This is a genomic window from uncultured Lactobacillus sp., from assembly GCF_947367125.1.
Taxonomy (GTDB): domain Bacteria; phylum Bacillota; class Bacilli; order Lactobacillales; family Lactobacillaceae; genus Lactobacillus.
Genome location: NZ_CANBCQ010000021.1, coordinates 1 through 14,314 on the forward strand (window position 1 = coordinate 1; position 14,314 = coordinate 14,314).

Genomic DNA, 14,314 nt, shown 5'->3' on the forward strand with positions numbered 1-14,314 from the left:
AATCAAGATGTCGTCAGTTCGAGTCTGACAGCCGGAGTAAGAATGAGAAGGAAGCGGAAGGCTTCCTTTTTTTGTGCTTTCCTTTTGATATGATGGCTTATATTCGGCCTATATTCCATTTTGGCAAGATAGTATGGAATATAGCATTATGAAATTAAAAAGCAAAGATGTGGCTATTATTGCTTAATTAAGAGCATAAAAAAACGAGAGCGTAACTATTAAAATTTACCCCTTGTTTTCTTTATGAAATTGATTAATTCATTTGTTAATTTTGAAAGTACATTTTTAGGATTATATACTAGGTAGATTGTACGAGTACTTTTGGAAAATTGAGTTTCTGCGGTGATTATTGTATCTTCTGCATACACTGGAATGAATACTAAATTAGGATAGCCTTTAATTTTAGAGCAAATCCCTAGATCATATTGTCCATCACGTACTTTATCACAGATTTCTTCCGAAATACTTTTATGATATATATAATTAATTTTTTCTTGTTTGCTTTTGTTAAAAGCTGATAGAATATGTGGCAAAAAAGCTGGTATTGCTGAAGGAATACAGCCTAATTCAATCGTATTCGATTTATTACGTTTTATTTTATTAATATCACGTTTAGTATTTTCTAGAAGATTAATAACTGAATTAGCTGTTTTAGAAAATAATTGTCCGTATTCAGTTAATTCGATTCGACCGTTAGCTTTTTTAATAAGAGCACAGTCTAACTCTTTTTCTAAGTTTTTAATTGAGTTAGATAAGCTAGGCTGAGAAATATGAAGATGCTTTGCAGCTTTAGAAAATTGATGTTGCTTAGCCAATTCATTAAAATAATAAAGTTGATTTAAATTCATCCTTGCACCCTTTTCTATAGTAATATGCTTATCTAAATATTATTATATTCTTTTTGTTGAGTGGGACAATGTTTAGGCATAAACAAAAAATGAGCGGTTAAGCTCATTTTTGCGGATTCATTTTGATCAAAATTTTAAAATCAATTTTAGTTATAAAGACCAACTTTATTAATAGGAATCAATTCCTTTGATAGGAAGTTGGCTAAAGTTGGACTAAGGTCGTAACCAGCATGAAGACCATTATTATTGCCATTAGGCCAGCGAGAGTTGTTGGTTACATCATAAACAGTGCCATTGAATGCAATGTAAGCTGGACGACCGTTTTTACCGTTATAATTTGACAGAGTTTCTTTCGTAAATATTTTCATATAAGAAGCTCCTTTCTAATATAGACTTGATATCTTAATAGTAACACAGTGTCATCACATGATGGCTAATTAAAGAGCTTCTTATGTATTTCTTATGAAAGATGACCACGCCAACCAGCAATATCCCAGTCTAAAAAGTCGTAATTTAGCTTTTTGCCGTAAATTTTTTCGTAGGCAGCAACTTTTTGTTGATAATCGATTTCCATCATTTTATGCGCATTTTCATTTGCGCTCAAGGAAACGTCAGGAAAAATTGGTGGTAAAACATGAACAATGTATTTGGTTTCATAGAAGTTAGGATCTTTTTTCTCAATTTTCGGCAAATCTTTAATTTCGACAAAAGTAGAGATTACAGGAACGTTTTGTTTAGCCGCGAAATAGTAGGCACCACGCTGTAATTTGCGAGGTTTACGGTAATTCCACCACATTTCCTGTTCAGGATAGATTAGTACCCAATTATTTTGGGCTAAAGCAGCGCTAAGATGCTTAGGAAATTCATTCCCAATATAACTAGGACTTTGGACTAAAGGAATTGTACCAACATAATTCATTAAATAGCGGAAAAATCCCGGCAACATTAAATTAGTGTCTTCGATTACGATTGATAACTGATGATGCATTTTATTGGCCAGTAACTTCATCGGCAAGGAGTCAAGTTGATTGTAGTGATTGGATGTTAAAATTGCACCACCGATGGGTAAATTATTTAAGTTCTCTAAGCCTACAAATTCAGTTGAACCAGCTAAAGTTTTAGCAAAAGCATTAAATAAGATGTGACCCACCCGATTATTGAACTTACTTGAAAAAGTATTACGTCTATTCCAATAATCATCAACCAACTTAAGACGCTGATTTAAAGTCATTTGTGGGTCGCCGATTTCAACTTTCGCTGTAAAGTCTCGGTCATTAGCAGCTTTTTTAATATTTTTAATTACTGCTTCACGATTATCGCCAAAAATCATAATGTTACTGCCTCGCGTTCTTTAACTCTAGCCCAATTGTTCGAATCTTGTTCGGTTTTATCTTCCTTGGCAAGCATATGATCTAGCTTTTCTCGATCTGCTGACCGTTCGGCATCAGTGTAATTATTGAGCTCTTTCTTTAATTCATCATAAAATGGAGTTTCTTTTGCACTATCCCAGAAATAAGCAGCGTATTGAACGTCCGCAAAGTGCCAAGGTTTAAAGAAGAGGTTATAGTGAATTAAACCTGGGCTAGCCAAGGGCTTAGTATTTTCATTTGGCATAGCGTCCCAGCGAGGGTCTAAATGTAAGATCCTGCCTTCACCAATTTCATTTAAATAGTCTTGGTCTGGCGCAATACAGTCAAAGTGATATTTTTCTAAGAGTCCCATAAAGTGGTCGATAAAATGTTCTTCGCGAAATGCTTTGGTATTCATTACTAACATTCCGGAATTAATATACTTTTTAGGATCGAGTGCTAAAACATCTTTGATATATTTAACCATTTTGGCAACATATTGAATTGAAGAGTCGGTGCAGGCACCAAATAGGTTATTGCCTAAATCAGTTTCGTAAAGTTTAGCGATGTCATCATTAACAATTGTGTCACTATCAATGTAGATAGCCTTATCATACTCGGGGAAAAGATCTGGAATAAACAGACGATAAAAGATTGACATCGTGAAAAAATCAGCACGCAGGAAGTTTTCTTTACGATTTTGAATTGGTTTTACCAGGTCATCATCAATATGGAAAAAATTCACGTGAACATTAGAACTACCCAAAGCAGTTAAGTCCTTTTGATGGGCAGTTGATAAATCTTGATTTAAAAAATAAACTGTATAATCTGTGGCAGGATTAGCATGTTTAACTAAAGAATGGAGTGAAACGGCTGCATACTTAGTAAAATCATCGCTAATACTGTAAAAAATAGGAATTGTCATAAAGTGGCCTTTCTTAGTCGATTTTAACTGATTCGTGTTGTTTAACTTTAGCCCAAGTATTTGGTTCCTCAACGATCATATCAACTTTTTTAGCCATCCATTCTAGGTCAGCACGAGCCTTTTTACGGTCTTCATCAGTAAAATCAGCTAATTGTTGCTTCAATTCGTCATAGTAAGGGGTAGTTTGGGCAACGTCCCAGAAATAGTGGGCATATTGAACATCAGCGAAATGCCATGGCTTAAAGAAAAGATTGTAGTGAACGATCTTAGGATCTTCGATTTCAGGGATGCTTTCGTTTGGCATAGCGTCCCATTCTTTTGGCAAATGATAAATTTTATCCTCACAAATTTCATTCATATAAGCTTGGTCAGGATCAACATTGTCAAAGTGATATTTGTTCATTAAGTAATAGAATTTATCAACAAACTTCTTGTCTCTGAAGGCTTTCATGTTGAACAAAATTACGCCGTTGTTAATGTACTTTTCAGGTGGCAAGATACCTTGGCATTCTTTAATGTATTTTTGTAAAAGTGGCATGTAGCGGATAGAAAGATCAGGGCAGCTAGCAAACATGTTGTCGCCAATTTCAGTATTATATAAATCGGCGATATCTGTACAAATAATCGTGTCGGCATCGAGATAAACTGCTTTATCATATTGTGGGAACAATTCAGGAATAAAGAGACGGTAGAAGATTGACATAGTAAAGAATTGGGCCCGAAGGTAATTTTCCTTACCTTTATGGATTGGCTTAACCATGTCATCATCAATATGGAAAACATGGACGTGAATATTGTCAGTTGACATGCCTTCTAAGCTCTTTTTATGATCGTCACTAATGTTTTGAACTAATAAAGTGACAGTATAGTCCTTATTTTTATCAGCATGGTCAATCAAGGATTGGATTGAGACGAATGCGTATGGTGTGTAGTTATCGCTAATTGTATAAAAGACAGGAATTGTTTTCATAAATATAATCCTCCATAATATGTGCTAATTAAATTATTATTTCTTTAAATTATCGCGTATTTTAAGATATTCGTTAAGTAAATCGTCATATTCATGTAAATGAAGTACACTATGTACGCGATTAACGTCCCAAGGCTTAACTGTTTGAGTATGGAAATAGGGCCAAAAGCGGAAACTAGTCGTAAAGTGCTGAATTCGCGTATTTTTTTGTAATTTGTATTGCTCGTTATAACAGCGTGGAACGACCCGTTTGGCTACAGCTAGTTTATTAATAGCTGATTGATCTGGCAAAAACATTTTCTTAGTTTGCATCATCTGGCGCACTTTGGCAAAAAGGCCAGTTTGCTTAATTTTCTTCATGTTTAGCAATAAAACGCCGGAGTTTAGATAGTCAAATAAACGCTTAGTTTTAACATTGTGAAAGAAAAATCTGCCCCAATAGTCTAGAACACCAACGAGTTCAATTCCTTTGATATTTTGCTGATAAAACGCTGTAATATCTTTCCGGATGACAATATCATCATCTAAGTAAAGAATGCGATTCGGAATTTGCGGTAGTTGATCCGCAAATAGCCGCAGCATCGCATAAGGCGTAAAACGAGTATTCATGTTAACTGTCGGTGGTTGCTTGATAAATAAATCAGTACAATCAATTAATTGTAGTGTGTTTTCAGGATTAGCTTTAATCAAAAGCTCACGAATATAATTGGCAGCGTGTTCAGAGAATGGGTGATATTTGTGCTCATCACTGTGAGCTTCCATCGTTAACACATAAAGGTGCAACTCTTTAGCACCAGAATTTTTGATTAAAGAGAGAGTAGAAATTAAAACGCCGTCTTCTGCGTTTTCGTCTCCGCAAAAAAGTATGTTCATTTTTTCTCCTATAATGATAAAAAATATTAATTCGTATATCCTATATGATACCATGGAAAATTTGATCTTCTTTGGTTGAGAGATGGAATGAAGGAAAATAAATAAGGCAAAAAAGCAAACTGCTTCTTTGTCTTATTGTTTGATATAGGTGCAATATTCGTAGTCACTAAGTTTTGCTCGATCATTCATTGCTTGCCAGATTTCGTCATGTAGCTTATTTTGTGCTTCTTTACGGCTTAAATTTTTATCTGGGTAAAATGGTCCATCGATATAAATTACGGCACGAGGGCGCTTGCCAAAGCGTTTCTTGTGATACGTTTTAGTCATCACAAAACTAGGTGCGTTGAGTTTAACAGGGAAGTGCATGCTAGTTGCATCGAATGGTCGAATTTTAGTGTAGTAAGGCCAGACATGTGCTTCAGGATAGATCAAGACTTCGCCTTTTTTGTCATTGATTACAGTCTGGATCGCCTTGATTAATTTGATTGATTGCTGCATGTTTTTGCCTACTGGCAAACCGCCATAACGGACGAGATATTTGCCAATAAAGGGGATGCCCCAGTTAGCTTGATTAGCAATAGCATAGAATTTTTTAACTGGAAAAATTGTTAAAGATGTAAAAACGTCGCCCATAGGTCTAGTGTGATTGCCGTAAATAAAATAGCCACCCGTTATTTGATTTAGCTTTTCTTGGCCGATTACCTTAACCCGATCAAACAGGCGAAAGACGAGCCAACCAAAGCCGCTAGCAAGATAACGAGCGAAGGTTGACCAGATTTTAGCACCGCGAGAAGTAGGCAGAATGATGTAGTCATCAGGCAAGCTGAAATTTTGGTCATGGCTGTCGACTACATCGTCTGTAGTTTCATGATAATAATAGGTTTGCTTCATTAAATTCTCCTTCAAAATACCTATAGTTAATCTTATCATGAAAAATTCTAGAAAATAAACGCAAAAACCGCTCTATCAGTTGATAAACTGATAGAGCGGTTTTAGGTAATAAAATTTTAAGCACAAAAAAAGCACCGACTCCTCGCAGTGCAATTTCCATATTATGGGTGGCCAGGGGATCGAACCCTGGACCCACGGATTAAGAGTCCGTTGCTCTGCCAGCTGAGCTAGCCACCCATTAGTTGAATCAATCAACAGATATTATTATGCTATTAATTGCTGTAAAATGCAAGCCTTTTTTAAAAAAAGATAAATTTTTTTGGCTAATGTTACAAAATCCAGTATAATGTAAGGGCAAAGGAGGCATTCCCGATGCCAAAGAAGATTCTCGTCGTCGACGATGAAAAGCCAATTTCTGATATTATTAAATTTAATTTAACCAAGGAAGGCTTTGATGTCGACACCGCCTATGATGGCGAAGAAGCTGTTAAAAAAGTTGACGAATATGATCCAGACTTAATGATTCTGGACTTAATGTTACCAAAAAAGGATGGGCTAGAAGTTGCGCGTGAAGTTCGTCAAACGCACGATATGCCGATCATCATGGTAACTGCTAAAGACACTGAAATTGATAAAGTTTTAGGACTGGAAATGGGTGCAGATGACTATGTAACTAAGCCTTTTTCAAACCGGGAATTAGTTGCCCGGGTTAAGGCTAACTTACGTCGTCGGGACATCGTTAAAAAAGCAGAAGCTGCCAGCCAAGAAGAGACCGATAAGAATATTAAGATCGGTAACTTGGTAATTATGCCAGACGCCTATATTGTGGAAAAGAATGGCAAGAAGATCGAACTTACTCACCGTGAGTTTGAACTTCTTTACTATTTAGCACAACATATGGGACAGGTTATGACTCGTGAGCACTTGCTCCAAACGGTTTGGGGTTATGACTACTTTGGTGATGTGCGGACTGTCGATGTAACAGTGCACCGTTTAAGAGAAAAGATTGAAGATAATCCAATCCAACCTCAAATTTTGGTTACCCGTCGTGGTGTAGGCTATTATGTAAAACAGCCTAGTGAAGAATAAAAAAGAAAGCCACAGAACTGTCATGGTAGTGGCTTTCTTTTTTATATTTTTTAGATATTGAATGAGTAGAATGAAAAAATTTAAAGCAAGATTAAATAGTACATTTAATTCCATTAATACTAAAATTGCGATTGTGTTCATGTTGATGCTGCTAGCCACAATTGAAGTTATTGGGGCTTATTTTACCCGTCAATTAGAGCAAAATAGCATTGAAAGCTTCCAATCATCAATCCAGATTCAGACTATCGTCAGCAATCAGTTAGCTAATCAATTAACTAGCGATAATAAAAATACCAATGATCGCTTGAATCAGATTGTTAATGACTACAATAATGATGCAATTAGTGAAATTATTGTAGTTGATAATAAGGACACGATTCGCGCTGTTTCTAATTTAAATGATAAAAGCAAGATCGGCCAGCGGATTAACAATACTGATGTGAAGCAGGTTATTTCAACTGGACACCAAGTTAATAAAGTAGTTGATGATCATGGCAATTATATGATTCAAATATCGCCGTTGACTAGTGGCAATGGTTCTAACAATACTGTTGGTGCCATCTATGTTAAAGCCAGCATGCAAGATGTCTTTAATAATTTGCGCCAAATTTCATTGACGTTCTTGATTGCTTCATTGATTGCAGCTTTATTAGGGGCGTTTTTATCATTGGTTATTTCCCGAGCAATTACGCAGCCGATTGAAGAAATGCAGAAGCAAGCACTGCATATTGCCGATGGTGATTATTCAAGTCAGGTAAAAATTTATTCCAATGACGAACTAGGTCAATTGGCTAAGGCATTTAATACTTTATCCGTACGAATTGAACGCTCACAAGAAGAGTCTGATAGTGAGCGGCGGCGACTGGATAGCGTTCTGTCACACATGAGTGATGGGGTTTTAGCAACTGATCGTCATGGTAATGTCAGCGTGGTTAACCATATGGCGCTAAACTTTTTGAATAAAAAAGAAGATGAGGTTATTAATAAACCAATTGCTGAAGTACTGGGGCTAAAGGATACTTCGTCACAAGATTTAATTTCTAGTCAAAAAGAAATCGTCGTTACCCTTGATCCGGGTACGCGAGACGAAATCATTTTGCATGCTAGCTTCTCTTTGATTAAGCGAGTAACGGGCTTTGTGTCAGGGTCAGTTTGCGTTTTGCACGATGTAACCGAACAACAAAAGAATGAGGATTCCCAAAGACAGTTCGTTTCGAATGTCTCACACGAATTGAGAACACCATTAACAAGTTTGCAAGCTTATATCGAGGCCCTTAATGAAGGAGCTTGGAAAGACCCAGAGATTGCCCCTAAGTTCCTAGAAGTTACCCAACAAGAAACTAGCCGGATGATTAGAATGATCAACGACTTGTTGAGTTTGTCTAGAATGGACCGTGGCGTTTCAAAAATGGATCTAGAATTCGTTAACTTAAATGATTTTGTTAACCATATTCTTAACCGTTTTGATATGATCGTTAAAACAGATAAAAATAAAGAAAAGAAGAAATATACAATCAAGCGCGAATTAGGTAGTCAGGCCTTATGGGTTGAGATCGATACCGATAAAATGATGCAGGTAATTGATAACATCATGAACAATGCGATTAAGTATTCACCTGATGGCGGCGTGATTACAGTTAGAATGACTCAGAATCAAGATCACGTTATTTTGAGTATTTCTGACCAAGGTTTGGGTATTCCGAGAAAAGATTTGGGTAAAATCTTTGACCGCTTTTACCGGGTCGATAAGGCTCGTTCACGGGCTCAAGGCGGTACCGGCTTAGGCTTGGCCATTGCCAAAGAAATTGTGGAAGCCCACCATGGTAGAATTTGGGCTGATAGTAACGAAGGCAAGGGCTCTACTTTCTATATTTCCTTGCCATATGAACCAATGACAGAGGAGGATGATTGGGATGAAGTTTAAATTCAAGTTCGGTGAATTTTTCTTAGGCTTAGCTACACTAATCGTCATTGTCCTCTCGATTGTGCTTTGGATTTTTATTATGACCAGTGATCAGCGCTTCAGCAATATTGGTCAGCAGAATCAAAATAATGTCACTAAAGAGCAGTCACGTAATCATAGTTCTAAGTCGTTATATGATCTATATATTCCAACTACGTCATACGGTTTTGCCAACGGCAACTTGTGTCAGTTATATGATTCCAAAAATAATTTAACTTTGGAATTTACCAAGGAAATCAAAAAAACCAAGGCAACTAATAAAATTAAGAAAATAGTTAATACTAGAGCTAAATATGAAGAGTATTTAAACAATCCTAACTATGTGCAGCTAGTTTACCCAGATGAAATTACCTTCTCCTTATTTAACCAGTTGAATAATGCCGCAAATGACAACCGCGAGTTTAACCGTTTCTTTATTTCACAATCTAATCATTGGATTTACTTGGGCAATGATCAAACTAATGAAATTTATCAAGTGAAAATTACTGGTGCAAACTTTGATAAATTGCGTAAATATGCCCGTAATGCTCGGAGCAAGTACCCGGTCAGATTGGTCCGTTTAAAGGAAGGCTATTCACCGTTTTACACTAAGGCAATGAATGCTAGAGTTTATAGTTACTTGACTAACCATCAATCATATTCTTACTTCGTTTCGCGCTTATTAGGCACATCTGGCGTTACTAGTAAGACCAACAAAAATGGACAAACAGTATATTCTTTGAATTACTATACCCGTTTAAGGGTGCCTGATTCTAATTCAGGTAAGCATAATTATCTTTATACTCATTATGAAAAACATAAAATTCCCAATGCGACTAACCGCTTGTTAGATAGTGTGTATTATGTTCATCAATTGGGCTTAACTGAGCAAGATTTGCGCTTCTTTGATGCGGATGGGGCTAATGTTAGTTATCTAAACTATATTGAAGGAATTCCTGTCTTCTTGAATAAGCAAGATTTGCAAGTTAAGACGACTTTCTCAACAGATTCAATTAATGTGGCCTTTAACAGTGTAAACTTCCAAATTCCGATTCCGTTTGATGGCCAAACTAAGCAGTTAAGGCCAACCCAAGATGTAGTTGATGATTTAGCTAACCACGGTTTAAAGCAGGAAAACATTCAACGAATTATCGTTGGCTTTACTGAAGAAAAGGATTCAAGTCACCACAGTTTGATTAACTTGATCCCAACTTATTACATCAAAGCCTACGATGAATGGAAGAGCTTAGGTGAATGGGAGAAGCAAGACGTATCTACCTATCGTGAGGTCGCTCAGTTAACTGTTAACGAAGGGGGAAGATAGAATGGATCATAAACGAATCGAATGGCTATTTTTCGTTGTTTTCTTTTTAATTGATATTTATCTTGTAATTGAAATTCTCCGTTCTCCCGTTAATTTAAGCAATGCTGATACCACTACTCACAGCGTGGCTAGCATCCGCAATGAAATGAAGTCAGACAATATTGATTTGCCCGATAAGATTTCAGATGCACCAGATTCTGGCTATTATTTAGCTACCAAGAATCGTGACTACCTTTCTGGCAAAGTTAGCTCGCTGACTAATGTAAATGCCCGCTATTCTAAAAGCGATAATGTGCTTTATGGTGAACCAAGACAAGCAGTCCTTTTGAGTAAAAAGTCTAAGGAAGCTTTGCAGCAGATTAAGGACTTTAAGAATGATCCGAAAAATGTTCCTTATGGTAAAGAATTCAAGTATGAACCTGATATGTCGAGTGAAGACAATTATGTTTTTGTGCAAAACTCAGATTATGGTGAAATCTATGCCAATTCGGCCCAATTGAATATTAATGTAAAGAACAATCAAATTATTAATTTTACTGAAACGTATATGGGACAAGCCAGTCCAGTGCGAGAATTGCAGTCAACCATCAGTGCTTGGCGTGCTGTGCGGGCGATGTACACGGATCGTGAGTTGACTAATAATTCGCGGGTAACGCAAGTAAAATTAGGCTATTCTAAGTTAACCGAAGTGCGTGGCAGCACAATTTTATTGCCAACTTGGCTGGTTTGGGTAGAAAACAAGACAACTAAAAATATTACGATGAAGCGTGTTAATGCATATACGGCACAGATGTTACAATCGAGTACCTATAATGTAGAAAAGTAGAAAGGACAAAAATTGAAGGTTTCCGTTTTAGCAAGCGGCTCGACCGGCAATACCAGTTTAATCGTTACAGGCCAGCATAAAATCCTAATGGATGCTGGCCTTTCTGGTAAAAAGACGAAAGATTTGTTAGCCGAAGTTGGAGTTGATATTAACGAGATTGATATGGCCTTTTTAAGTCATGATCATACCGATCATAGCGGCGGGTTAGGCGTATTAATGCGCCGCTATCCTAAGATAGATGCTTTTGCCAATAGTGGGACCTGGCAGTATTTATTAGATACGCAAAAAATAGGCAAATTGCCCGCTGAACAAATGAATACAATCGAACCAGGCCAAACTAAAACTTTTGGTGATGTGGATATTACTGCCTTTGCCACAAGTCATGACGCGGCTGAGCCGCAATATTATGTATTCACTAGTGGCGGCAAGCGGATCGCCTTTTTGACTGATACCGGTTATGTGTCAGAAGAAGTTGAGGGGACGATTGAAGATGCTGATGCCTATATGATGGAATTTAATTATGATAATATGATGCTCAGAGATGGACCGTATTCTTGGTCGCTGAAGCAGCGAATTTTGTCAGATGTAGGTCATTTATCTAATGACGAAGCAGCTCAGGCCTTGGTTGACGTAGTTACGCCTAAAACAAAGCATATCTTTTTGGCGCATCGCAGCCAACATAATAATACGGAATATTTGGCGCATGAAACAGCAAAAGAAATGTTGCTTGAAGGGGATGCAAATTTGGATGACGGTGTTAAGATTATTGATACAGAACCTGATCAGCCAACAAAGTTAGTTGAAATTTAGCAGTTTTCACAACATTTTTTCATATATTATTCAAATTTAGTCGGTATGATTAATAAACAAGATGAGGGGAGAAGCAAGTATGGTAGAAAATCAAAATCAAAACAATAATAATCCACAACAACCTAGAAAAAAGAATACTAATGGTAAAATTATTGCCACTGCAGCCATTGTCGGTGTAGTTGGTGGTTTGATCGGTGGAGGCGTTTCATATTACGCAGCTGATCAAATGAATAATGCGCCAGTTAATAATAGCGCTGCTCAAACTAGTGTATCTTCAAGCAGCAGCAAGGTTTCAGAAAAGAGTGCCAAGACTAGTGGCGTAATGACCACTGCCTATAATGATGTAAAAGGCGCAGTTGTTTCAGTTATTAACTTAAAACGTCAATCAAGTTCTAATAGCGCTAATTCACTTTACAATAGTTTATTTGGTAATGATAACAGTGATGATAGTTCATCAAGCAGCAAGGGCAAGCTTGAGACCTACAGTGAAGGTTCAGGTGTAGTCTACATGAAGTCTAATGGCAAAGGCTACATCGTTACTAACAACCACGTTATCTCAGGCAGTGATGCGGTTCAGGTAATGCTAGCTAATGGTAAGACAGTTAATGCCAAAGTTGTTGGTAAAGATAGTACAACTGACTTAGCTGTACTTTCAATTGATGCTAAGTATGTAACTAAAACAGCCGAATTTGGCGATTCTAAGAGCCTACAAGCCGGTCAAACAGTTATTGCGGTTGGTTCACCATTAGGTAGTGAGTATGCTTCTACAGTAACGCAAGGGATTATCTCAGCCCCAGCTAGAACTATCTCTACTTCATCAGGTAATCAACAAACAGTTATCCAAACTGATGCCGCAATTAACCCAGGTAACTCAGGTGGTGCCTTGGTTAACTCAGCTGGTCAAGTTATCGGGATTAACTCAATGAAGTTGGCTCAATCAAGTGACGGTACTTCTGTTGAAGGGATGGGCTTTGCAATTCCATCAAACGAAGTAGTTACGATTGTTAATGAATTGGTTAAGAAGGGTAAGATTACCCGCCCACAACTTGGTGTAAGAGTAATTGCCTTGCAAGGTATCCCAGAAGGCTACAGAAGCCGCTTGAAGATTAATTCTACTTTGAAGAGTGGTATTTACATTGCTTCAGTAAACAAGAATAGTTCAGCAGCCAATGCCGGGATGAAGAGTGGCGATGTCATTACCAAGGTTGACGGCAAGAAGGTCGATGATGTGGCATCGTTACACAGCATTTTATACAGTCACAAAGTCGGTGATACCGTTAATGTAACCGTAAACAGAAATGGTAGAGACGTTAACTTAAAGGTAAAACTCGAAGGTAACTAAAAATCAAAATAAAAGTTAATTAAAAGGAAAAAAGGCTATATCACGCGGTTTAAACGTAGATATAGCTTTTTTATTAACTTTTTAAATGTGTAACATTGAATTGTTCGGAATTAATTTTTGTCAAATAATTACCAACCTGTTGATAAGTGTGGATAACTCTGTGGATTGTGTATAACTTGATAAAAAATAGCTTATCAACCTGTGGAAAAATGTGATGAATTTATGTTTATTTAGTAAGTTTTATTTGCGAAAACGAGCGTTCATGCTGGTATAACAAGCTTTAAGAGATAAAGTTTGTGAAAAAAGGCTTTCATAAAATGAATGTGAATAAAGAAATTTCAGAAAAATTGTTAACCACAATTTCTGGGACGTAAGTAAAATAATACCACAAAATGTTGAAAGTGATTTTTGAAGTTTTGTGGAAAAGTTTGGGTAAATAGTGTGGAAGGGATGTTAGTGTTTTGCCGGTAGATTAAAATTATGAATGGAAAATTAGCTTCTCTTGCTATAATAGAAGCATGAATATCAAAATTGTATGTGTTGGAAAATTAAAAGAGAAGTATTTTAGGGATGCAATTGCAGAGTATGAAAAAAGATTAAGTCGCTTTGCAAAAGTGTCGATTGTACAAGTGCCTGATGAAAAAGCACCGGAGAAGTTTAGTGCAGCTGAAGACGAGCGCGTCAAAGAAACTGAAGGCCAGCGAATCCTGAGCAAAATTAAAGATAAGGAGTACGTGTATGTGACTGCAATTAAAGGAAAGCAGCGCAGCAGTGAGGAATTCGCCAAAGAGATTCAAGACTTGGCTACGTACGGCCATTCAGATATTACCTTTGTCATTGGCGGTAGCTTAGGAACCAGCGATGCAGTGAACAAGCGCGGGGATGATTTGATCAGTTTCGGTAAGTTAACGATGCCGCACCAGTTGATGAGAGTGGTGCTGATTGAACAAATCTATCGGGCGTTCATGATTAATTCAGGTAGTCCGTATCACAAGTAAAGAAAAGCCTCACTTCGGAATAAATTCCGTTAAATTTAATAGTTTTATAAGATTTTATTATTTTTATTCATTCTGAATACGTATATGATTATGCTAAATATTTTATTTTGTTCGTGAGGAGCTTCCT

General features: G+C 36.9%; 14 protein-coding genes and 1 tRNA gene. 7 read left to right on the plus strand and 8 right to left on the minus strand.

Annotation, left to right across the window (positions count from 1 at the left end):
* Window positions 1-218: 218 nt before the first annotated feature.
* The 8 genes from Q0Y84_RS06790 to Q0Y84_RS06825 form a co-directional block, all read right to left on the minus strand.
* Window positions 219-848: a LysR family transcriptional regulator gene (locus Q0Y84_RS06790; RefSeq protein WP_297951895.1), complete on the minus strand. Its 630-nt coding sequence runs from the start codon at window positions 846-848 to the stop codon at window positions 219-221.
* A gap of 146 nt (window positions 849-994) precedes the next feature.
* Entirely contained in the window at window positions 995-1,216 is a 222-nt protein-coding gene (locus Q0Y84_RS06795; protein WP_297951897.1) for a cytochrome b5 domain-containing protein, read from the minus strand.
* Window positions 1,217-1,308: 92 nt separating this feature from the next.
* A complete protein-coding gene (locus tag Q0Y84_RS06800) occupies window positions 1,309-2,178 on the minus strand; it encodes a lysophospholipid acyltransferase family protein (protein WP_297951909.1) in 870 nt (289 codons plus the stop codon).
* Window positions 2,175-3,122, minus strand: coding sequence for a glycosyltransferase family 8 protein (locus Q0Y84_RS06805; RefSeq protein WP_297951944.1), 948 nt, complete (start codon window positions 3,120-3,122; stop codon window positions 2,175-2,177). Before Q0Y84_RS06805 ends, Q0Y84_RS06800 begins: the two co-directional genes overlap by 4 nt.
* A gap of 13 nt (window positions 3,123-3,135) precedes the next feature.
* Window positions 3,136-4,092 (minus strand): glycosyltransferase family 8 protein, encoded by a 957-nt coding sequence (locus Q0Y84_RS06810; RefSeq protein ID WP_297951946.1) that lies wholly within the window; start codon window positions 4,090-4,092, stop codon window positions 3,136-3,138.
* A 36-nt stretch (window positions 4,093-4,128) separates the two neighbouring features.
* A complete protein-coding gene (locus tag Q0Y84_RS06815) occupies window positions 4,129-4,965 on the minus strand; it encodes a glycosyltransferase (protein WP_297951949.1) in 837 nt (278 codons plus the stop codon).
* A 132-nt stretch (window positions 4,966-5,097) separates the two neighbouring features.
* The gene (locus tag Q0Y84_RS06820; RefSeq protein WP_297951951.1) at window positions 5,098-5,856 is read right to left on the minus strand and encodes a 1-acyl-sn-glycerol-3-phosphate acyltransferase; all 759 of its coding nucleotides are present in this window, start codon (window positions 5,854-5,856) and stop codon (window positions 5,098-5,100) included.
* Window positions 5,857-6,020: 164 nt separating this feature from the next.
* Window positions 6,021-6,093, minus strand: a tRNA-Lys gene (locus tag Q0Y84_RS06825).
* A gap of 135 nt (window positions 6,094-6,228) precedes the next feature.
* Here Q0Y84_RS06825 and yycF point away from each other — a divergent pair.
* From yycF to rlmH, 7 genes are all read left to right on the plus strand, one after another.
* Entirely contained in the window at window positions 6,229-6,945 is a 717-nt protein-coding gene (gene yycF / locus Q0Y84_RS06830) for a response regulator YycF (protein WP_005720459.1), read from the plus strand.
* A gap of 70 nt (window positions 6,946-7,015) precedes the next feature.
* A complete protein-coding gene (walK, locus tag Q0Y84_RS06835) occupies window positions 7,016-8,869 on the plus strand; it encodes a cell wall metabolism sensor histidine kinase WalK (protein WP_297951964.1) in 1,854 nt (617 codons plus the stop codon).
* Entirely contained in the window at window positions 8,850-10,211 is a 1,362-nt protein-coding gene (locus Q0Y84_RS06840; RefSeq protein WP_297951966.1) for a hypothetical protein, read from the plus strand. Before walK ends, Q0Y84_RS06840 begins: the two co-directional genes overlap by 20 nt.
* Window position 10,212: 1 nt before the next feature.
* Entirely contained in the window at window positions 10,213-11,037 is an 825-nt protein-coding gene (locus Q0Y84_RS06845) for a two-component system regulatory protein YycI (protein ID WP_297951968.1), read from the plus strand.
* 12 nt (window positions 11,038-11,049) lie between these two features.
* Window positions 11,050-11,847, plus strand: coding sequence for an MBL fold metallo-hydrolase (locus Q0Y84_RS06850; RefSeq protein WP_297951971.1), 798 nt, complete (start codon window positions 11,050-11,052; stop codon window positions 11,845-11,847).
* A gap of 79 nt (window positions 11,848-11,926) precedes the next feature.
* On the plus strand, window positions 11,927-13,189 hold the full coding sequence (locus Q0Y84_RS06855; protein WP_297951973.1) for a trypsin-like peptidase domain-containing protein: 1,263 nt from the start codon (window positions 11,927-11,929) through the stop codon (window positions 13,187-13,189).
* A gap of 518 nt (window positions 13,190-13,707) precedes the next feature.
* Window positions 13,708-14,187: a 23S rRNA (pseudouridine(1915)-N(3))-methyltransferase RlmH gene (rlmH, locus tag Q0Y84_RS06860; RefSeq protein ID WP_297951975.1), complete on the plus strand. Its 480-nt coding sequence runs from the start codon at window positions 13,708-13,710 to the stop codon at window positions 14,185-14,187.
* Window positions 14,188-14,314 lie beyond the last annotated feature (127 nt).

What these genes read in the sequence shown, in the direction of transcription:
- Q0Y84_RS06845 (WP_297951968.1), top strand. Translation starts at nt 10,213, where the DNA reads ATGGATCATAAACGAATCGAATGGCTATTTTTCGTTGTTTTCTTTTTA.
- Q0Y84_RS06810 (WP_297951946.1), bottom strand. Translation starts at nt 4,092, where the DNA reads ATGAAAACAATTCCTGTCTTTTATACAATTAGCGATAACTACACACCA.
- Q0Y84_RS06805 (WP_297951944.1), bottom strand. Translation starts at nt 3,122, where the DNA reads ATGACAATTCCTATTTTTTACAGTATTAGCGATGATTTTACTAAGTAT.
- Q0Y84_RS06855 (WP_297951973.1), top strand. Translation starts at nt 11,927, where the DNA reads ATGGTAGAAAATCAAAATCAAAACAATAATAATCCACAACAACCTAGA.
- Q0Y84_RS06815 (WP_297951949.1), bottom strand. Translation starts at nt 4,965, where the DNA reads ATGAACATACTTTTTTGCGGAGACGAAAACGCAGAAGACGGCGTTTTA.
- Q0Y84_RS06820 (WP_297951951.1), bottom strand. Translation starts at nt 5,856, where the DNA reads ATGAAGCAAACCTATTATTATCATGAAACTACAGACGATGTAGTCGAC.
- yycF (WP_005720459.1), top strand. Translation starts at nt 6,229, where the DNA reads ATGCCAAAGAAGATTCTCGTCGTCGACGATGAAAAGCCAATTTCTGAT.
- Q0Y84_RS06790 (WP_297951895.1), bottom strand. Translation starts at nt 848, where the DNA reads ATGAATTTAAATCAACTTTATTATTTTAATGAATTGGCTAAGCAACAT.
- Q0Y84_RS06800 (WP_297951909.1), bottom strand. Translation starts at nt 2,178, where the DNA reads ATGATTTTTGGCGATAATCGTGAAGCAGTAATTAAAAATATTAAAAAA.
- Q0Y84_RS06795 (WP_297951897.1), bottom strand. Translation starts at nt 1,216, where the DNA reads ATGAAAATATTTACGAAAGAAACTCTGTCAAATTATAACGGTAAAAAC.
- Q0Y84_RS06840 (WP_297951966.1), top strand. Translation starts at nt 8,850, where the DNA reads ATGATTGGGATGAAGTTTAAATTCAAGTTCGGTGAATTTTTCTTAGGC.
- rlmH (WP_297951975.1), top strand. Translation starts at nt 13,708, where the DNA reads ATGAATATCAAAATTGTATGTGTTGGAAAATTAAAAGAGAAGTATTTT.
- walK (WP_297951964.1), top strand. Translation starts at nt 7,016, where the DNA reads ATGAAAAAATTTAAAGCAAGATTAAATAGTACATTTAATTCCATTAAT.